Raw genomic sequence first — 17,599 nt, 5'->3', positions numbered from 1 at the left:
AGGGCAGCAAGGGCCATCAAGGCAAATAATGCGCCATGGGTTTTCACAGGGGCGACCTGCCGCCACCCTATGGCCACCACGCGGCCTGGCGCCCAAGTCGTAGGGCGGTTGCGGCGTGTCGCAAACAAGCGATTGCCGCACGGACCCGCATCGACATACTGGCTGTTCTGAAGATCGGGTTGCGGTTTCAACTCACCAGGACAAGTCACCAGGACAAGGGCACCATGAAATCCCAGGCACGCGCAGTCGTCATCGGTGGAGGCGTGGTCGGCGTCTCCACGCTCTACCACCTGGCCAGGAAGGGCTGGTCGGACGTCGTCCTCGTCGAGCGCAAGGAGCTGACCTCCGGCTCCACCTGGCATGCCGCGGGCCTCCTGCCGCTCTTCAACATGAGCTACTCGGTCGGCCAGATCCACAAATACTCGGTGAAGTTCTACCAGGAGCTTCAGCGCGAGACCGGCATGAATGTCGGCTTCACCCAGTGCTCGAACATCCGCCTCGCCCGCACCAAGGACCGTTGGGACGAATTCATGTATTACGCCGGCATCGCCGAGACGATCGGCGTGCCCGTCAATATCCTCACGCCGGAGCAGGTGAAGGAAATCTGGCCGCTGTGCGAGACCGAGGGGCTCCTGGGCGCCATCCAGCATCCGGGCGACGGCTACATCCAGCCCGCCGACCTCACGCAGGCGCTGGCCAAGGGCGCGCGCGATCTCGGTGCCACCATCTACCGCAACACCGCCGTCACCGCCATCGAGCGCCAGGCGGACGACAAATGGCTGGTGAAGACCGACAAGGGTGACATCCTGGCCGAGCACGTGGTCTCGGCGACCGGCAATTTTGCCCGCAAAACAGGCCAGATGGTGGGGCTCGACGTGCCGGTGATCCCGGTCGAGCACCAGTACATCGTCACCGAGCCGCACCCGGCCATCGTCGAGCGCAAGAGAAAGGGCCTGCCGGAGATGGGCGTGCTCAGGGAAAGCGACTCCTCCTGGTACATGCGCGAGGAGAACGGCGGGCTCTTGCTCGGCCCCTACGAGGCGGGCGCGCCCTGCTGCTATGTCGACGGCCCGTCGCAGGACAGCGAGTACGAACTGTTCCAGGAAGACCTCGACCGCCTCATGCCGCATGTGGAGACGGCGATCGAGCGCGTGCCGGCCTTCGGCGAGGTGGGCATCAAGAAGATCTACAACGGCGCCATCGCCTATACGCCCGACGGCTCGCCCATCGTCGGGCCGGCACCGGGGCTCAAGAACTTCTGGCTCAACGAGGGGCACTCCTTCGGCGTGACGGCGGCCGGCGGCGCCGGTTGGCAGCTCGCCGAGTGGATTGTCGAGGGCGAACCGTCCATCGACATGATGGGCGTCGACCCGCGCCGCTTCGGCCCCTATGCGACCGAAGGCTATCTCAGGGAGAAGAACGAGGAGGCCTATGCCAACGTCTTCACCGTGCACTATCCGGACGAGGAGCGGGCGGCGGCGCGGCCCTTGAAGACCACGCCCAGCTATGCACGCATGAAGGAACTTGGCGCTGTCTTCGGCTCCGTCTACGGCTGGGAGCGGCCCAACTGGTTTGCCCCTGAGGGCTATCGCGTGCCGGAGGAGGAACTGGGCGTCGGTGCCGACGTGCTCATGAAGCACAATCATGCGCCGGCGCTCGAAGACGGGCGCATCGTCGAGAAATGGTCGTTCCGGCGCTCCAACTATTTCGAGCATGTCGGCAACGAGGTGAGGCAAGTCCACGAGAGCGTCGGCCTGCTCGACATGTCGGCCTTCGCCAAGTGCTGGGTCGGCGGACCCGGCGCGGAGGCATGGCTGAACGGCATCTTCGCCAACCGCATTCCGAAGAAGAACGGGCGCGTCGCGCTTTGCCATCTCTTGACCAAGCACGGCGGCGTGCGCTCCGAGTTCACCGTCTACCGGCAGCCGCAGGGCTTCTACCTCGTCTCGGCGGGCGCTTACGAGGCGCACGATCACGACACGCTGATGAAGCTTCTGCCCGAGGACGGCAGCGTGCGCATGTTCCCCATCACTACCCAGTGGGGCGTGCTGGTGCTGGCGGGACCGAAAAGCCGCGACGTGCTCGGGAAGCTCACCCGCGCCGATCTCTCCAACGCCGCCTTCCCGTGGCTCACCGGCAAGAAGGTTTCCATCGGCCGCGCCACGGCGCATGCGCTGCGCGTCAATTTCGTCGGCGAGCTTGGCTGGGAACTGCACCATCCGATGGAGATGCAGAACGCCATCTTCGACATGGTGATGGAGGCCGGCGAAGAATTCGGTATCAAGCCGTTCGGCATCCGCGCCATGACGGCGATGGCGGTCGAGAAGAGCTACCGGCTCATCCCGCGCGAGCTTTCCATCGAGTACACGGCCTGGGAAAGCGGGCTCGACCGTTTCGTGCATCCCGACAAGGGCGATTTCATCGGCCGCGAGGCGCTTGTCGCCCAACGCGAGAAGGGGCTCAACTGGAAATACGTCACGCTCGAGGTGCACGACGTCACGGATGCGGACGCGCGCGGAAACGAGGCGATCTACCGCGACGGCGAGCTCATCGGCCGTGCCACCCACGGCGCCTATGGCTGGCGGGTGGGAAAATCCCTGGCGCTTGCCATGGTGCGGCCGGAACACGCGGGCGAGGGGACACGGCTCGATATCAAGATCCTGGGCAAACTCCACCCGGCGACCGTGATCGCGGAAAGCCCGTTCGATCCGGAAAACTCGGCGCTGAGGGCCGACGGCTGAGGCGCGGGCTTTCATTCGTCTCGTAAAAGTGAACGAGATTTTGCTCTAGCGGATTGCCGCGCCCCGCGCTTCACGTAAACTTGGGCCATGTCGATCACCGGACGGCATTGGCGTAGGCTGCTCTTTGGCGCGCTCGCCGCGCTGGCCCCCGTTTGCGCCCATGCACAGGAAGCGGTGGATGTCGAACTTGCGCTGGGCGTCGACGTGTCGCTGTCCATGTCGCCGGCCGAGATGAGCATCCAGCGCGAGGGTTATGCGGCCGCGCTTACCAACGAAACGGTGCTTCAGGCCATCGAGGCAGGCAGGCACGGCCGCATCGCAATCGCGTATTTCGAGTGGGCGGGGGATTTTTCCCACCGTGTCGTCGTGCCATGGACGGTCATCGCTTCGGCTGAGGACGCGGCGCGCGTGGCCGAGCGCCTCAACGTCAATCCGCCCACCAGCGCCCGGCGCACCTCGATCTCCGGCGCCATGAACTTCGCCGCCGACCTTTTCGCCGAAAGCGGCTTCCGGGCCCCGCGCCGCGTGCTCGACATATCCGGCGACGGGCCCAACAACCAGGGCCCGCCGGTGGCAGGGGCGCGTGACAACCTCGTTGCGGCCGGCATCACCATCAACGGCCTGCCGTTGATGACCAATGACGGGCTCACCACCGCCTACGACGTGGAGAATCTCGACGTCTATTACAGCGAGTGCGTGATCGGCGGGCCAGGGGCTTTCATGATCCCGGTCAACGACTGGTCGCACTTCCCCGAGGCCGTGCGCCGCAAGCTGGTGATCGAGCTTGCCGGCACAACGCCGCGCTCCCTGCGCCCACCGGTGGTCCCGGCGCAAGCGGCCCCGTCCTATGACTGCATGATCGGGGAGAAGATGTGGCAGAACCGCACCTGGATCTGGCGGGAGCCGTGAGGCGCTTTCGCTTTCCGGGAAAAGCGGAAACCGGTTTTCCGTCCGGAATTGAGCAAGAAACGGCGCTACCCCTCCAGTGCCCCAATCATCTCCACCCGCGCCGCATGCCGGCCGCCCTCGAACTGGGCGGTCAGGAACGCATCTACGATATCGAGCGCCAGCCCTTCGCCCACCACGCGCACGCCAATCGAAAGCATGTTGGCGTCGTTGTGCTGGCGGATCATGCGGGCTGAAAATGTGTCGACGCAGACGCCGCAACGGATGCCCTTTACCTTGTTCGCCGCCATCATGATGCCCTGGCCGGTGCCGCATAGGATGATGCCAAACCGGCAATCGCCGGAGGCGACGAGCCGCGCCGCCGCTTCGCCGTGCTTAGGATAGTGTGTGCTCTCCGGCGTCGTCGGTCCGATGTCGACCACCACCCAGCCATGCGCCGCGATATGAACAGCAATGGCCTGTCGGAGCTGAATGGCGGCGTGGTCGCTGGAGAGGACGATGCGGTTGCTGGCCGTCATGGAGAAGTCGTCCCGTTTCCCAAGGCAATTTGGCGGCTTGGCCGAGTTGGCTCAGCTGCTCTTTGTTTCTTCAATTTTCTGGTTTTCGAATGATAGCATAGGGTTACGCCGCGATAAGCTGCTTGCGGTCGGCGCGCTCCTGTTGCGGCGAGCGGGCGTAGAGTTCGCGGTAGCACTTGGAGAAATGCGAGGCGGAGACGAAGCCGCAGGCCACCGCCACTTCCACCACGGGCATCGTCGACTGGATGAGCAGATGCCGGGCCCGGTCGAGCCGGATCTCCAGATAATAGCGTGCCGGCGAGCGGCCCATCTCCTGGCGGAACAGGCGCTCGATCTGGCGCCGTGACAGGCCGACCGCCTCGGCGACCTCCACAAGCGACAGCGGCTCGGAAAGATTGGCCTCCATCAATTCGATGATGGTCAGCACCTTTGAGTTCTGCACGCCGAGGCGGGCCCTCAGCGGCAGGCGCTGGCGGTCGGAGGGGCTGCGTACGCGGTCCGTCAGCAACTGCTCGCACACGCGGTTGACGATGTTGTCGTCGAAGTCCTCGCCGATGAGGTGGAACATCATGTCCATGGCCGCCGTGCCGCCGGCGCAGGTGTAGATGTTGGCGTCGATCTCGAAGAGATCGGCGAAGACATTGGCCTTGGGGAACTTTTCGGCAAAGCCAGGCAGGTTCTCCCAGTGGATGGCGCAGCGCTTGTTGGCCAGCAGCCCGGCGGCCGCCAGGACGTGGGCGCCGGTGCACAGGCCGCCGAGCGCGACGCCGCGGTTATACTCCTCGCGCAGCCAGGCGAAGACCGACTTGTTGACGTAGGTCTCGATGCCGAGGCCGCCGCACACCACCACCATGGTGGGCCTGTCGCGGCCCGTCATCTTCTGCCGCTCGTCGGCAAGGGAGGAATCGACGGCTATCTCCACCCCGTTGGACGCCCGCACGGGCCCCCCGTCGACGCTGGCAAGGCGCCAGCCATAGGCCTCGTAGCCGGCCATGCGGTTCGCGGCCCTCAGCGGCTCCAGCGCGGTCGCGAAGGCGACCATCGTGAAGTCGGGCACAAGGAAGAACACCAGCGATCTCTTGAACGGCTTTTCGTCCTGCATGCCGGCCTCCTGCGCATCATCACCCGCCGAACGCGATGTCGTTAACAGGAAAGCCTGCGCTGGAAAAGCCTTGTCTGTCAATTGAGTGCGGGGGCGCTTAGAGAGGATTTTTTGCAGGCAGACAAAGCGCCGCAGCGGGTGGCCGATGCGGCGCTTTTTCCGGTGCCGTGTGCCGGCATGGATGGCTGTCAGTTGATCAGGAACCCCAGGCGCAGGGCCGCCAGGGCTCCCGTCTCGCCCGGCATGGTGTTTTTCAGGCGCTCGCGGGGTGTGCGGCTTTGTCCGCGCCTTTCCCCGCGAAGGAAATGAATGAGTTTCATGCTCGTCTCCATCAGATCGTATCGGCTCTAGACCGAGCGCCTTCACATGCGGGCGATGGAGTGGGGCGGCTCGTCTTGCCGGCCTTCTACGCTCGATCGAGGGCAACGACCGCGCGAAATGCGAAGCGGCCGTTAGGAAATGCGACACGGACCGGCCGCATCATCGCCTTTCGGTACCGGGCTTGCGCCGCGCCGGCTTGCGGCCGGTGCGCGCATGCTCGGTGATATCGTGGAACTCGCGGGCGAAATCGACCAGTGCCTTCAGATACCTCATGACGAGGCCTCCTTTTCCTCGTGGCGTCTCGGGAACGTGCTCTCGGTGCGCTTTTCCGGCGGCGAGGCAATCTCTTTCCGGGCGTGTGCGGGCCGGATGTATGCGGGAAGGCCGCGGACGACGCGTTCGGTGCGCCGCTGCTGCATCACTTCCACGTATCCGGTGACGTAATGGCTGAACATGTTGAACATGGTTCCTTCCTTCCGCCGCGGTGCCTTGAAAAGGGGGCTACCAGCGCCGCTCCCAAAGCGAGTCCTTTGAATGCAACCGGGCGCGGCGGGTTCCGCCGTCGGGCCAGCCGATATCCTTCTGGATTTCGAACGGCAGGTTGCGGATGAAACGGTCGGTGCGCCGGCGCTCCCAGAGCGCGATCCGACGGCGCAGATAGTTGCTCACTGCGGTTTGAACAGACATGGGATGCTCCTCTCGTCATTGCCGCTCTGCGGCTTCGGTGTTGACTATCCCGCTTTTCTTGTGTTCAATCAAACGCAATGAAATGATGCTTTGGTTCAGAGAAATTGAAGGAAGAGAGATGAACGCCCCGCTCAACCATCCCCTGCCGCTGCTCGAGCTCGATGTTCTGCGCACCTTTGTGGCGATCGCCGAGACCGGCAGCTTTACCGCCGCGGCCAACGCCGTCTTCCGCACGCCGTCGGCCGTCTCCATGCAGATCAAGAAGCTGGAGGACATCCTCGGGCGCGCGGTCTTTACGCGCGACGCGCGCTCGGTGACGCTAACGGCGGATGGAGACCTGCTTCTCAGCTATGCGCGGCGCCTCCTGGCGCTCAACCGCGAGGCGGTCTCAAAGTTCGTCATGCCGGACATCAGCGGCATCGTGCGGCTGGGATCGCCGGACGATTTCGGCGAGCGGGTGCTGCCGAGCGTCCTGAAGCGCTTCGCGCAAACCCACCCGGCCATCGCCGTCGACGTGACGATCGATCAGAGCGGGAACCTCAGGAAGCGCATGGCCGCCCGCCAGCTCGACATCATCCTGATGACCTGCCCGGACAAGATGATGGACTCGAGCGTCGAGGTTCTTCTCACGGAGCCGATCGTCTGGGCGGGTGCGAAAGGCGGCTGTGCGCATATGCGCGAACCGCTGCCGGTCTCGATCTGGGAAGAGGGCTGTGCCTGGCGCTCCGCGGCGCTGGAGGTGCTGGGCGAGCAGGGGCGCAGCTATCGCGTGGCCTATATGAGCGCGCATACTGCCGGGCAGAGGGCGGCGATCCTGTCCGATCTCGCGGTGGCGCCGCTGCCCAAATCCTTCATCGGCGGCGATCTGGTGGAACTCGGGTCGAAGGACGGCCTGCCGGAGATGGGCAACTATCAGATCGGCATGGCGGTGGCGCCCGATGCCTCCGCCCCGGTCCGCGCCGCCGCCGACCACATCCGCGCCGCCTTCGAGCTTTTCCACGAGACGGGGCGCTTCTGATCCGGGATGAGTTGAGGTCGGGTCAATCCGCGTCATCCCGGAAGTCGCCTTAAGCGTAGCGAAAGGCGGCTATCCGGGACCCACTCCGTGACCTGGCCACATTCCGGCCCGCTTCGCCGGAGCTTCAGCGAGGCGAGAATGGGTCCCAGACAGCCTCCGCTGTCGCTCCGGCTTCCGGGATGACGGCGGCGTTTTCTTCTTACCGCCGCCGCCGCGCCTCGCGCTCCTCGCGTGGGCGCCGGCGGGGCCCTTCCGTCCCACCTTCGCTAAGCACCTTACGCGGCGGCAGGGTCACCTGGCGGCCGAGCTTCGGGTAGGGGTCCACCTTGTTGGGCAGCGCCATCGCATAGACGAAGTGCTCCTGGAATTTCGGCTCGAGCGCGGTTTCGATCTTCTCGATCCTGCGCACCGTCTCCTCGATCTCGCGGCGGTGGTTGCGGTTCAAGAGCGCCATGCGCGCGCCGGTGCCGGCGGCGTTGCCGACGGCGGAGACCTTGTCCAGCTCGCAATCCGGGATCAGGCCCAGCGTCATGGCGTAGGTGGGGTCGATAAAGGAGCCGAAGGCGCCGGCAAAGCGGATCGTGTCGACCGTCGCAACACCCTGCTTTTCCATCAAAAGCTTGGTGCCGGCATAAAGCGCCGCTTTGGCGAGCTGGATCGCGCGCACGTCGTTCTGCGTCACGGTGATGCGCGGCTCGCCCTCGTGGAGCAGGTAGGAGAAGGTGCGGCCCTCAGAGAAGATGCGCGGGCTCCTTTCGGCCAGCGCGCCGTCGATCACGCCATCCTCGGAGACGATGCCGGAAAGGTACATCTCGGCGATCACCTCGATGATGCCGGAGCCGCAGATGCCGCTGACGCCGGTCGCCTGAACGGCTTCAGTGAACCCCGGCTCGTCCGACCATAGTTCGGAGCCGATGACACGGAAGCGCGGCTCAAGCGTCTCGCGGTCGATGCGCACGCGCTCGATGGCGCCCGGGGCGGCGCGCTGGCCGGAGGAGATCTCCGCGCCCTCGAAGGCGGGGCCGGTGGGGGAGGAGGCGGCGACCACGCGCTGCCGGTTGCCGAGCACGATCTCGGCATTGGTGCCGACATCGACGATCAGCATCATCTCGTCCTGGCGGTGCGGGCCTTCCGACAAGGTGACGGCGGCCGCGTCCGCGCCCACATGGCCGGCGATGCAGGGCAGCATGTAGAGGCGCGCGCCGGGGTTGAGGTTCAGGCGCAAGTCGCTCGCCCGCGCCTTCACCGCGCCCGAAACGGCGAGCGCGAAGGGCGCACCGCCAAGCTCCGTCGGGTCGATGCCGAGGAACAGGTGATGCATGATCGGGTTGCCGACGAAGACGGCGTCCAGGATGTCGATGCGCTCCACGCCGCCTTCGGTCGCCACCTTGTCGACGAGCTTGGAGACCTCCTGGCGCACGGCCTTGGTCATGGCCTGCCTGCCGTCCGGGTTCATCATGACGTAGGAAACGCGGCTCATCAGATCTTCGCCGAAGCGGATCTGCGGGTTCGATGCGCCGGCCGACGCCACCACGCGGCCCGACAGAAGCGACACCATGTGCATGGCGATCGTGGTCGAGCCGATGTCGCAGGCGATCCCGTAGGCCTCGTTCTTCAGCCCCGGCCACAGTGCAATGATGCGCGCCGCGTCCCCCTCGTCGTCGTGATGGACGGCGGCGGTGACGGCCCATTTGCCCTGGCGCAGGATGCCTTGAACCTGGCTCAGAAGATGCGCGTCCGCCTCCAGGCGGTTGAAGCCCCAGTCCTTTCCGAGCGCCGCCTTCAGGCGGTCGAGATCGCCCAGCGGCTTGTGCATGTCGGGCTCGTCCACCTCGACATAGCAAAGCTGCACCGCCGGATAGCGCTCGATCACCCGCTGGTCGGCGTCCTTGCGCACCACTTGCGCATTGACGATGGCATCCTGCGGGACGTCAACGACGAGATCGCCTTCGATGGTCGCCGAGCAGGAGAGGCGCCGGCCTACGGGCAGCGCGCGCTTTTCGGCATAGCGCGCCTCCTTCGGCCCGACCGGGGAGATGCTGTCCCTGGAGGAGGAGATCTTGTGCTTGGCGAAGTGGCCTTCCTGCACCTCGATCTGGCAGCGCCCGCAGGTCGCCCGCCCGCCGCACACGCTCTCCACATAGACGCCGAGCTGGCGCGCGGCATCGAGGATGGTCGTGCCCTTGGCAAAACGCCCGCGCTTGCCCGAGGGCATGAAGAGGACCAGGTGGTCGGTTATGTTGGGCGGAGCGTTCATGGGGCGAGCGACCTTGAATGGTCGCAAAGCATTGCGTCTCCGAGCATCTCCCCCGCGCCTTGCGCGTCATCCCGGCCAAGGGAGCGTAGCTCCCGCGAGCCGGGATCCATTCCGTGACTTGCCCGCGCGCCGGAATGGGCCCCGGACAGCCTCCGCTCCGCTCCGGCTTCCGGGATGACGACGGAAGCGTGGGGCGAATGCCCGGCAGGCCAGAGGGGGGCGCGAAAGAGCACTATCACCTCCTGATCGGCTTCTACCCCCGCCCGGTCCGCGCCATGCGCGCCTCGCGGCCGCCGCGGCGGCGGCCGGCGGAGGCCGCGTGGTTGCCGTTTCCGCTAGAAGACTCCGTGGAAGCGCCGGAGTTCCCCGAGGCCGCCGGCTGGTGATCGCGATAGGTCATGATCCAGGTGTGGCAATTGGGGTCGGTGCCGTTCAAAACGTTGGCCGCGCGCACCATCTCCATCTCCTGCGGGCGGCAGGGGTTCATGATAGCGCTGGTCATGCCGGCGCCGATGACCATGGGGATGAAGCCGGCATTGATGCCGTGGCGGTGCGGCAGGCCAAAGGAGATGTTGGAAAGGCCACACGTGGTGTTGACCTTCAGTTCCTCCCGCAAGCGGCGCAGAAGGGCGAAAACCTGCTTGCCGGCCGTACCCATGGCGCCGATGGGCATCACCAGCGGGTCGACGACGATGTCGTGCGCCGGGATGCCGTAGTCGGCGGCGCGCTGAACGATCTTCCTGGCCACCTCGAAGCGTACGTCGGGGTCTTCCGAAATGCCGGTCTCGTCGTTGGAGATCGCCACCACCGGCACGTCGTATTTCTTGACGAGCGGCAGGATGGCCTCCAGCTTCTCGTCCTCGCCGGTGACGGAATTGATCAGCGGCCTGCCCTTGGCCACCTTCAGCGCCGCCTCGATGGCCGCCGAGACGGAGGAATCGATGGAGAGCGGCACGTCCACCAGGCCCTGGACGATTTCGAGCGTCTTGACGAGAAGATCGGGCTCGGTCGCGTTCGGGTCCACCGCCGTCACGCCGGCGTTCACGTCGAGCATGGTGGCGCCGGCGGCGACCTGGTCGAGCGCGTCCTTCTTCACCGTCTCGAAATTGCCGGCCACCATCTCGGCGGCGAGTTTCTTGCGGCCGGTCGGGTTGATGCGCTCGCCGATAACGCAAAAGGGCTGATCGAAGCCGATGACGACTTCCTTGGTCGCAGAGGCGACGATGGTGCGGGTCATTCACAGTCCTCCAAAGGATATAAAGACTTCTTTATATCGTTATCTCGTTGGTTTCAAGCGGGGGGAGTGAGTAGTGAATAGAGAGTAGTGAGTAGGGAACATGGCAGCGAGGTGGTGGGTAGGCGGCGCTGAAACGTGCATCCTATTCGCTACTCGCTACTCGCTACTCACCACTCACTCCCTCGTTCACCCCGCCGCGTCCTTCACCATGTCGGTCGGCTTCTCGCTCGGCGTCTCCAGAATGTGGTCCAGCCGCTCGGCCACCAGGGCGTCGTCCGGTCCGGGCTCGCGCGTCCATGGGCGGCGGCCTTTCAGGACGCCCGATTCGTGGACGATCTCCGCCACGTATTCCTCCTGCCGGTAGGCCATGACGTGGATGCCGGAAACGCCCTCGATCTCCTTCACCTCGTTGATGATGTCGATGCACATGCGCTTTCCCTCTTCCTTCTGATTCTCCGCCCCTTCGAGGCGGGCGACGACGGAATCTGGAATATGCACGCCGGGCACGTTGGAGCGGATCCAGCGCGCCGTCTTGGCCGAAGCCAGCGGCCCGACACCGACGAGGATGAAGCATTCCTCGGTAAGGCCCATGTCGCGCACGCGCTTCATGTATTCCCTCAGCATCGGCACGTCGAAGCAGTACTGGCTCTGCACGAACTGCGCCCCGGCGGCGATCTTCTTGGCGAGCCGCAAGGGGCGGAAATCGTAGGGCGGTGCGAAGGGATTGATGGCCGCGCCCAGGAAGACGGCGGGCGGTGTCGAGAGCTTGCGGCCGGAGAGGAACTTTTCATCGTCGCGCATGGTGCGCACGGTTTCCAGAAGCGACATGCAATCGAGGTCGAAGACCGGCTTGGCGCCCGGCTGGTCCCCCGCCTGCACGCCGTCGCCGGTCAGGCACAGGATGTTGCCGACGCCCATCGCCGCCGCGCCCAGGACATCGCCCTGGATGGCGATGCGGTTGCGGTCGCGGCAGGCGATCTGCATGATCGGCGCGTAGCCCATGCGGGTGAGAAGCGCGCAGATGCCCATCGAGGACATGTGGCAGTTGGCGCCGGAGGCATCGACGGCGTTGATGCCGTCCACCCAGCCGTCGAAGACCGCCGCCCGCTCGTAGACGTCCTGCGCGTTGGCGCTGTCGGGCGGGTTGAGCTCGGCGGTGACGGCGAACTCGCCGCGTCTGAGGATCCGCTCCAGCCGCCCGCGGGAGGAATGGCCGGGCAGCGGGTCGAGCGGCAGGTCGACGCCGTGCGGGTTCTCGTCGGGCTGGCGAGGGCGGCTCATGCGGTCTCCCGTGCCTTTTCGCGCTCGGCGGCGGCGGTTGCGGTGACGCGCAGCCACGCCGACGTCTCGCGTAGCGACTGGTCGACGGGCTTCTGCACGGCGAGGATGGCCTCATCGTTGCGCATCTTCTGCGCGCCTTCCCATGCCTTGACCCAGACGCAGGGCATGTCCGGCTCCACCTCGCAATTGCCGTTGGCGCGCACGCCGCCGCAGGGGCCGTTCCTGAGCTGCTTGGGGCAGTTCATGGGGCACGACATGCCGGTGGAGGAAAGGATGCACTGGCCGCACATGCGGCAGTCGAACATGAAGCCCTTCACGTGCCTTTCGACGAACTTCACCGGCTTTTCGGCGCGGCGGTAGCCTATCGCGTTCCAAACCGGATGCAGCGTCAGGAAGACGTTGGCAAAGCGGGCATAGAACCATTCGAGGAAACGTGCGTGGCGCACCGACCACAGCCGCATCGTGTAGCGCCGCTGCACGCGGCGCTGGGGCGAGACGTCGGCCGGCTTGTAGGCCAGAAGGGCGCGCGCCTTCCTGACCAGCGACGCCTGCGTGACGCCGGATTTCCGCGTTAAAGGCTTGTCATTCTTCGACATGTCCGCCTGCCTTGACGAGCGCCTTCAGCTGTTCGTCGGGAAATTCCCGTTCGATGGCGGCAAGCGCCTTGTCGGCCTCCGCCTCGAGGTCGTCGCTCACGGGCTCTGGCGCGCCGCGCCGCCATTCCGCCAGATAGGCGTCGGTGTCGCGCGCGCCGACGCGCATGGCGCACATGTCGATCGCCTCGGTGAAGCGCAGGGGTAATTCGCGCTTGGCCGTTTTGCGTCCCTTCCTGACGATGACCTGTGCAGGAATGTCGCGCCAGTAAACCACGATCAGATCGGCCATTTGCCTTCGTTCCCTTGCTTGAGTTGGAGCATTGCCGCAAGCGCCGTGAGCCCGCTTGCTGCGAGACGACGCGCGTGCCTTCAAAAACGACGCCCATCGCCGGGCGTCAAGGCGGCTATCCCATCAGGGCGCTGGCGAGCACGCTGGCCGCGCCGATGACGACGGCAATGACGATGAGGGAAAGCGTCCCGCTGGCCACGGCAACCGCCAGAAGAACGCCGTCGCGTTCCGAAAGCGCCAGCCCGACGAGGGCACAGGAAAAGGCCGGAAACCAGTTGCCGAGCGGGATCGGCAGGGTCACGGCGATGGCCAGGATAAGGGCGATGACGCCGATGAAGCGGTCTGCGTGGTCGCGTGCGAAGGGCCAGTAGCGCGGGCGGATGAGCCGCTCGACCCATTTGATCCTGGGGATGAGCCGCTCGCTCATACCGCGGAATTGCGACGCGCTCAGCGATTTTTGAAGAATGAAGCGCGGCAGCCAGACCGTGCGTCGGCCAAACACCATCTGGATAGCCAGAAGCATAAGCGGAATGCCCAGCACCAGCGTGCTGCCCGGCGGCAGCGGCAGCAAATTGATGGAGGAGAAGAACACGAGAAGCGTGGCGAAGCTGCGGTCGCCCAGCGCCTGGCGAAGCTGCTCCACCGTCACCGTGCCCTCGGCCTCGCGTGCCATCTCCTCGAAGATCGTCGACAGGCGGCGCGGCGGCAGGCCTCCGGCAACCCGTCCCGACACAACGCCCAGACCCGTTCCCTCCGCCTTCACATCCGTTTTCCTGCCGTGTTGTCTGGAAGCATCTTCTTCTGCCGCAGTTAAGCCTTCATGACAGGCGGGGCAAGCTATTGCGACCGGCCGAACTCGAGAATGTCGAGCTTGAATTCGCCCGCCGGCGCGCAAGCGCTGCGAGCGGGAGGAGGGTGGCCGCGAGGGAAGCGAGGAGGGCACCGGCGGGCCCGGCGGGCATTGTCTTCATCATGCCAGACAAGCCGCCGATTGGAGCCTTTTTGTGGTGGCGGGATTCACCCCACCGGCATCTTGCCTGCCGCACTGGTGAGAGCGGTGGTCAGGTCGCCGTAGCCGGTGAAGCGGCGCTCGTAGGAAAGGCCGAGCAGCTTGGCCGCATCGCGGGCGACCGTCTCCAGCGCCGGATCGTCGGTCTGCGCCAGATAGACGAGCTTCTCATAGTTGCCGAAATAATCCTCGATCAGCTCCGGATGCTCGTCGATGCGCAGCGGCTTCAGGAAAAACGCCTCGAACTGCCGGCACAGGAAATCGGTCATGTAGAAGGACAGCATGTCACCCTCGCCGATCTCCGCGAAGGCCTCCACTCCCTGATAGAAGGCGAAGCAGTGCGGCCCGGCAATGCGCTCGACGCCGTGCTTCTCGCACACGCGGTCGAGCCGGCCGCTCGTGCCGCAATCGGCATAGCCGACGAAGATGTGGCGGTAGCCTTCTTCCTTGGCTTCCTCGATGGCCTTGTCCATGGCGGGCGCAATGCGGTTGGGGCGGTAGTGGAACTCCGCCGGCAGGCAGGTCAGCTCCAGATGGTCGAGCCCCAGCCGCTCGCGCACGGCGATGACCTCGCGGGCGATCATCCCGCAGGCGATCACGAGAACTTTGTCAGTGGTTACACGTTGTGTATTGCCGTGGGTTGGCATTGGCTTTTTCCGCTGGAAATACCAGTCACAAACATCGCATGCGAACAGGATATCCGATCATGAAGCTCCTTCGCCTCGTCCTTGCCGCGCTTTTGGCAATTTCGGTCTCCGCCTGCGCCAATACAATACGCGGGGTCGGAAAGGACATCAAAGAAACCGGCCACGCGATCAAGGATGCAACGGACTGAGACGGGCTCATACCAACGGCCCTTAGCTTTGACCGCTTTGTCTATTGGACCGTTCCGGCATGTGTCCTCGGGCTTGACCCGAGGATCCATGCCTGAACATCGATGCACCACCAGCGATCAAATATAAAGGCCGCTGGTATCAGTCCCTTTCCCGTCTCGATCCGGAAGCCGTGCGGACGCTACACCGCCGCCTGCACGTTGTGCTTGCGCTTCATCAGCTCCTTGGCCGTCTCGACCGCCACCGCCGCATCGCGGCAATAGGCGTCGGCCCCCACGGCCTTGCCGAACTCCTCGTTGAGCGGCGCACCGCCGACGAGCACGATCAAGTCGTCGCGGATGCCTTTTTCCTTCAGCGTGTCGATGACCACCTTCATATACGGCATGGTGGTGGTCAAAAGCGCCGACATGCCGATGATGTCCGGCTGGTGCTTCTCGATGGCGTCGAGATAGTTCTCCACGGGATTGTTGATACCAAGGTCGATGACCTCGAAGCCGGCGCCCTCCATCATCATGCCGACGAGGTTCTTGCCGATGTCGTGGATGTCGCCCTTCACGGTGCCGATGACCATCTTGCCCTGCTTGGGCGCGCCGGTCTCCACGAGGAGCGGGCGCAGGATGTTCATGCCGGCCTTCATCGCGTTGGCCGATAGCAGCACCTCCGGCACGAAGAGGATGCCGTCGCGGAAATCCTCGCCGACGATGCGCATGCCTTCGACAAGCGCCTGCGTCAGCACCTCGTAGGGCGCCCATCCGCGGTCGAGGAGAATGCGCGTGCCTTCCTCGATCTCTTCCTTCAGCCCGTCATAAAGGTCGTCGTGCATCTGCTGCGCGAGCTCGTCGTCTGGCAGCTCGGAAAGGATGATTTCGTCATCGGACATTCGCTGGCTCCTGCCGTGCGCAATTCGACCAAATGCATGTTCGGACGTACATAATCCGCTTTTCGCAAGCTTCCATAGCCGAATTGCGACGCGATGCAAAAGGAAAGCGACTGGAAATCCTGCTCCCGCCGATCCTGGATGTGGCGCCGCATTTGCAATCTAAGGTAGATATTTTTCGTGCAGCCTCCATAGAGACTATCCATGCAATTAGCTGATTTATGGTGCGTGAGAGTGAAAGAGATTACAATTTAAGGTTTAATTAAGGAGACCGGCTACAAGGTGACGGCTATATTTTCCGGGGGGCAAGCATCGTCTTTGAATGGAGAAGACAATGATGAGACCTCTGGTAAATCCGCTTGCCGGCGCCGCATTCCTCACCGCGATCGCAGTCCAGCCGGCCGGTGCCGTCGATGGGACGGTCATCTTCAACGGCCTGATCCTTTCGACCTGCCTCATCACCATCGGAACACCGGGTACGCTGGCGGCAAGCGCCGACTACACGATGTTGAGCTCAACCGAAGCTGGCGGGTCTTCCGGCACCGCCACGATCCTGACCACGGGAGCGGGCTTCGAAGTCTCCACCAGCGCGCCCGTCACGTTCGTCGCGGCGCCCGCCGGCGGCAATGATTCGGTCACGTTCGCTTCGAGCTACGGCGCCAACGGCGTGACCTCGCTCCTCGACGTCGTCGGCTCGGTCACCTCGCCGCTCGGCCTCGGGCTGACCAACCTTGACGTCGACCTGACGGCAACGAAATCGGCCGGGACCTTCTCCGCGGGCAATTATACGGCCGAAGTCACGGTTACCTGCGAATAGGACCGAACCATGGATGCATGCGGTGGGAGAGGGGGCATCGCAGCGGTGCTGGCGGTGCTTATGGCCGCCAGCCAGGCGCAGGCGCAGTCGATGACACCGATGCGCGGCGAGATCACCAGCTTCACGGATGACTTCGCCGTGCGTGTCAGCCCCTACAATCCCTACCCGCATCGCATCCAGGTGGAAGTGCGCGTCTACGACGAGCACTTCCGCCCGGTCGCGGCGAAGGTTTCGCCCGGCAGGATCATGCTGGGAAGCCGCGCCTCGCGTCCGGTGGTCGTCGTGGTGAAGTTCGACGGTGCGGGCCAAAGGCGCGTCAGGGTGTGTGCCGAGAGTGTTCCCTTTCCACACGAGAAAACCAGGATAAAGGCCCAGATATGCGGACGTTTCATCGCTCGTCGCTTGCGCTGAGCGCGGTGCTCTTCGCGGGCTTGCCGGTGCCGGGCGCCGCATTGGCCGATAGCGGCCAGTATATCATCAACCAGAACCAGACGGGGCTGAACCTGCCGGGCGTCGCCATGCCCAACGGCTTCGACGAAATCAGGGCGGCCGACGGCACCACATGCCGGTCTTCCATGGGAGGGCGTGGGGCCTATCTCGATTCGGGCGTCGTGGGCGGCGGCCTCAACAACAACTCCAGCACGCTCTCGGCCTATGGCCGGGTCGTCGTGCCGATGGGCAGGAAGCCTCCGCGGCTGGACTGCGACCGCCTCTACCAGCTCGAACTGCAGCGGCTCGAGCTCGAGGTCAAGCTTCTTAAGCGCGGGCTCGACCCGCGCATGAACGAGGCAGCGCCCAGCGACGCCGACTGGGCAAGCGACGACGGCTGGACGACCGGCGACCGCAAATAGCCTCGCCGACCGCGATCCATACCTGCCAACGCTCTCAATGCGACACGGTCTGGCGCTTGCGGAACGTTTGCCGCCGCTTGGCTGGATACGATGTGCTGGAAAGCGTTTTGCCCTGGACGAGGGCGAAGCGGGCGTCGCATCGAGGATGAGAACGATGAACCAGAACGTGCCGATGGACCAGGATATGCCGGAGGCGGGCGAGGGCAGGCGCGGTCGCGGCGGCCGCGGGGAGCGCGGCGGCGCGGCGGCCAGGCGCGCG

20 protein-coding genes are annotated in these 17,599 nt (G+C 64.9%); 7 read left to right on the top strand and 13 right to left on the bottom strand.

Annotated elements, in window-relative coordinates; genetic code table 11:
- The first annotated feature begins 224 nt into the window (after positions 1–224).
- Complete coding sequence (locus tag GPJ75_RS21685) at positions 225–2,741, top strand: GcvT family protein (RefSeq protein WP_163271253.1); 2,517 nt, start codon at positions 225–227, stop codon at positions 2,739–2,741.
- 87 nt (positions 2,742–2,828) lie between these two features.
- Complete coding sequence (locus GPJ75_RS21680) at positions 2,829–3,650, top strand: DUF1194 domain-containing protein (RefSeq protein ID WP_163271251.1); 822 nt, start codon at positions 2,829–2,831, stop codon at positions 3,648–3,650.
- A 65-nt stretch (positions 3,651–3,715) separates the two neighbouring features.
- Here GPJ75_RS21680 and rpiB read toward each other — a convergent pair whose 3' ends face one another.
- The 5 genes from rpiB to GPJ75_RS21660 form a co-directional block, all read right to left on the bottom strand.
- Positions 3,716–4,165 (bottom strand): ribose 5-phosphate isomerase B, encoded by a 450-nt coding sequence (gene rpiB / locus GPJ75_RS21675; protein ID WP_163271249.1) that lies wholly within the window; start codon positions 4,163–4,165, stop codon positions 3,716–3,718.
- Between the two features lie 103 nt (positions 4,166–4,268).
- Positions 4,269–5,267 (bottom strand): GlxA family transcriptional regulator, encoded by a 999-nt coding sequence (locus tag GPJ75_RS21670; RefSeq protein WP_163271247.1) that lies wholly within the window; start codon positions 5,265–5,267, stop codon positions 4,269–4,271.
- A gap of 188 nt (positions 5,268–5,455) precedes the next feature.
- Positions 5,456–5,587: a hypothetical protein gene (locus GPJ75_RS27625; protein ID WP_281354830.1), complete on the bottom strand. Its 132-nt coding sequence runs from the start codon at positions 5,585–5,587 to the stop codon at positions 5,456–5,458.
- A 270-nt stretch (positions 5,588–5,857) separates the two neighbouring features.
- The gene (locus GPJ75_RS21665) at positions 5,858–6,052 is read right to left on the bottom strand and encodes a hypothetical protein (RefSeq protein ID WP_163271245.1); all 195 of its coding nucleotides are present in this window, start codon (positions 6,050–6,052) and stop codon (positions 5,858–5,860) included.
- 37 nt (positions 6,053–6,089) lie between these two features.
- Positions 6,090–6,275 carry a hypothetical protein gene (locus tag GPJ75_RS21660; RefSeq protein WP_163271243.1) on the bottom strand — a complete coding sequence of 62 codons (186 nt, stop codon included), beginning with the start codon at positions 6,273–6,275 and terminating at the stop codon, positions 6,090–6,092.
- A gap of 118 nt (positions 6,276–6,393) precedes the next feature.
- Between GPJ75_RS21660 and GPJ75_RS21655 the strand changes: the two genes are divergently transcribed.
- Positions 6,394–7,293 (top strand): LysR substrate-binding domain-containing protein, encoded by a 900-nt coding sequence (locus GPJ75_RS21655; protein WP_163271240.1) that lies wholly within the window; start codon positions 6,394–6,396, stop codon positions 7,291–7,293.
- Positions 7,294–7,492: 199 nt separating this feature from the next.
- Here GPJ75_RS21655 and GPJ75_RS21650 read toward each other — a convergent pair whose 3' ends face one another.
- From GPJ75_RS21650 to GPJ75_RS21620, 7 genes are all read right to left on the bottom strand, one after another.
- On the bottom strand, positions 7,493–9,550 hold the full coding sequence (locus GPJ75_RS21650) for an ASKHA domain-containing protein (protein ID WP_163271238.1): 2,058 nt from the start codon (positions 9,548–9,550) through the stop codon (positions 7,493–7,495).
- A gap of 253 nt (positions 9,551–9,803) precedes the next feature.
- Positions 9,804–10,787: a methyltetrahydrofolate cobalamin methyltransferase gene (locus GPJ75_RS21645; RefSeq protein ID WP_163271236.1), complete on the bottom strand. Its 984-nt coding sequence runs from the start codon at positions 10,785–10,787 to the stop codon at positions 9,804–9,806.
- A 186-nt stretch (positions 10,788–10,973) separates the two neighbouring features.
- Complete coding sequence (locus GPJ75_RS21640) at positions 10,974–12,068, bottom strand: methylenetetrahydrofolate reductase (RefSeq protein ID WP_163271234.1); 1,095 nt, start codon at positions 12,066–12,068, stop codon at positions 10,974–10,976.
- Positions 12,065–12,664, bottom strand: a complete 600-nt coding sequence (locus tag GPJ75_RS21635) for a methylenetetrahydrofolate reductase C-terminal domain-containing protein (protein WP_163271232.1) — start codon at positions 12,662–12,664, stop codon at positions 12,065–12,067. The genes GPJ75_RS21640 and GPJ75_RS21635 overlap by 4 nt, the downstream gene beginning before the upstream one ends.
- On the bottom strand, positions 12,651–12,953 hold the full coding sequence (locus GPJ75_RS21630) for a virulence factor (RefSeq protein WP_159586625.1): 303 nt from the start codon (positions 12,951–12,953) through the stop codon (positions 12,651–12,653). The genes GPJ75_RS21635 and GPJ75_RS21630 overlap by 14 nt, the downstream gene beginning before the upstream one ends.
- 115 nt (positions 12,954–13,068) lie before the next feature.
- The gene (locus tag GPJ75_RS21625) at positions 13,069–13,716 is read right to left on the bottom strand and encodes an exopolysaccharide biosynthesis protein (RefSeq protein WP_246249197.1); all 648 of its coding nucleotides are present in this window, start codon (positions 13,714–13,716) and stop codon (positions 13,069–13,071) included.
- 254 nt (positions 13,717–13,970) lie between these two features.
- Positions 13,971–14,609, bottom strand: a complete 639-nt coding sequence (locus GPJ75_RS21620) for a DUF1638 domain-containing protein (RefSeq protein ID WP_163271230.1) — start codon at positions 14,607–14,609, stop codon at positions 13,971–13,973.
- A gap of 59 nt (positions 14,610–14,668) precedes the next feature.
- Here GPJ75_RS21620 and GPJ75_RS21615 point away from each other — a divergent pair, with 59 nt between their 5' ends.
- Positions 14,669–14,797: an entericidin A/B family lipoprotein gene (locus GPJ75_RS21615; protein ID WP_163271228.1), complete on the top strand. Its 129-nt coding sequence runs from the start codon at positions 14,669–14,671 to the stop codon at positions 14,795–14,797.
- 179 nt (positions 14,798–14,976) lie between these two features.
- Here GPJ75_RS21615 and GPJ75_RS21610 read toward each other — a convergent pair whose 3' ends face one another.
- Positions 14,977–15,675, bottom strand: coding sequence for a corrinoid protein (locus tag GPJ75_RS21610; protein ID WP_163271226.1), 699 nt, complete (start codon positions 15,673–15,675; stop codon positions 14,977–14,979).
- A 331-nt stretch (positions 15,676–16,006) separates the two neighbouring features.
- Here GPJ75_RS21610 and GPJ75_RS21605 point away from each other — a divergent pair, with 331 nt between their 5' ends.
- From GPJ75_RS21605 to GPJ75_RS21595, 3 genes are read left to right on the top strand one after another with little or no spacing between them, the layout of a single operon-like run.
- On the top strand, positions 16,007–16,489 hold the full coding sequence (locus GPJ75_RS21605) for a hypothetical protein (RefSeq protein ID WP_246249195.1): 483 nt from the start codon (positions 16,007–16,009) through the stop codon (positions 16,487–16,489).
- 9 nt (positions 16,490–16,498) lie between these two features.
- Entirely contained in the window at positions 16,499–16,900 is a 402-nt protein-coding gene (locus GPJ75_RS21600; RefSeq protein ID WP_246249194.1) for a hypothetical protein, read from the top strand.
- On the top strand, positions 16,867–17,340 hold the full coding sequence (locus GPJ75_RS21595; protein WP_246249192.1) for a hypothetical protein: 474 nt from the start codon (positions 16,867–16,869) through the stop codon (positions 17,338–17,340). The genes GPJ75_RS21600 and GPJ75_RS21595 overlap by 34 nt, the downstream gene beginning before the upstream one ends.
- Positions 17,341–17,599 lie beyond the last annotated feature (259 nt).

The sequence above is a fragment of the Chelativorans alearensis genome, from assembly GCF_010993735.1.
Lineage (GTDB): Bacteria > Pseudomonadota > Alphaproteobacteria > Rhizobiales > Rhizobiaceae > Chelativorans > Chelativorans alearense.
This window is presented reverse-complemented; position numbering and strand designations above follow the sequence as displayed.

Excerpts from the sequence above, each read along its gene's own strand:
- GPJ75_RS21660 (WP_163271243.1), bottom strand. The coding sequence starts at position 6,275 with ATGTCTGTTCAAACCGCAGTGAGCAACTATCTGCGCCGTCGGATCGCG.
- rpiB (WP_163271249.1), bottom strand. The coding sequence starts at position 4,165 with ATGACGGCCAGCAACCGCATCGTCCTCTCCAGCGACCACGCCGCCATT.
- GPJ75_RS21655 (WP_163271240.1), top strand. The coding sequence starts at position 6,394 with ATGAACGCCCCGCTCAACCATCCCCTGCCGCTGCTCGAGCTCGATGTT.
- GPJ75_RS21605 (WP_246249195.1), top strand. The coding sequence starts at position 16,007 with ATGATGAGACCTCTGGTAAATCCGCTTGCCGGCGCCGCATTCCTCACC.
- GPJ75_RS21595 (WP_246249192.1), top strand. The coding sequence starts at position 16,867 with ATGCGGACGTTTCATCGCTCGTCGCTTGCGCTGAGCGCGGTGCTCTTC.
- GPJ75_RS21615 (WP_163271228.1), top strand. The coding sequence starts at position 14,669 with ATGAAGCTCCTTCGCCTCGTCCTTGCCGCGCTTTTGGCAATTTCGGTC.
- GPJ75_RS21600 (WP_246249194.1), top strand. The coding sequence starts at position 16,499 with ATGGATGCATGCGGTGGGAGAGGGGGCATCGCAGCGGTGCTGGCGGTG.
- GPJ75_RS27625 (WP_281354830.1), bottom strand. The coding sequence starts at position 5,587 with ATGAAACTCATTCATTTCCTTCGCGGGGAAAGGCGCGGACAAAGCCGC.
- GPJ75_RS21635 (WP_163271232.1), bottom strand. The coding sequence starts at position 12,664 with ATGTCGAAGAATGACAAGCCTTTAACGCGGAAATCCGGCGTCACGCAG.
- GPJ75_RS21620 (WP_163271230.1), bottom strand. The coding sequence starts at position 14,609 with ATGCCAACCCACGGCAATACACAACGTGTAACCACTGACAAAGTTCTC.
- GPJ75_RS21670 (WP_163271247.1), bottom strand. The coding sequence starts at position 5,267 with ATGCAGGACGAAAAGCCGTTCAAGAGATCGCTGGTGTTCTTCCTTGTG.
- GPJ75_RS21680 (WP_163271251.1), top strand. The coding sequence starts at position 2,829 with ATGTCGATCACCGGACGGCATTGGCGTAGGCTGCTCTTTGGCGCGCTC.
- GPJ75_RS21645 (WP_163271236.1), bottom strand. The coding sequence starts at position 10,787 with ATGACCCGCACCATCGTCGCCTCTGCGACCAAGGAAGTCGTCATCGGC.
- GPJ75_RS21665 (WP_163271245.1), bottom strand. The coding sequence starts at position 6,052 with ATGTTCAACATGTTCAGCCATTACGTCACCGGATACGTGGAAGTGATG.
- GPJ75_RS21610 (WP_163271226.1), bottom strand. The coding sequence starts at position 15,675 with ATGTCCGATGACGAAATCATCCTTTCCGAGCTGCCAGACGACGAGCTC.
- GPJ75_RS21685 (WP_163271253.1), top strand. The coding sequence starts at position 225 with ATGAAATCCCAGGCACGCGCAGTCGTCATCGGTGGAGGCGTGGTCGGC.
- GPJ75_RS21650 (WP_163271238.1), bottom strand. The coding sequence starts at position 9,550 with ATGAACGCTCCGCCCAACATAACCGACCACCTGGTCCTCTTCATGCCC.
- GPJ75_RS21630 (WP_159586625.1), bottom strand. The coding sequence starts at position 12,953 with ATGGCCGATCTGATCGTGGTTTACTGGCGCGACATTCCTGCACAGGTC.
- GPJ75_RS21640 (WP_163271234.1), bottom strand. The coding sequence starts at position 12,068 with ATGAGCCGCCCTCGCCAGCCCGACGAGAACCCGCACGGCGTCGACCTG.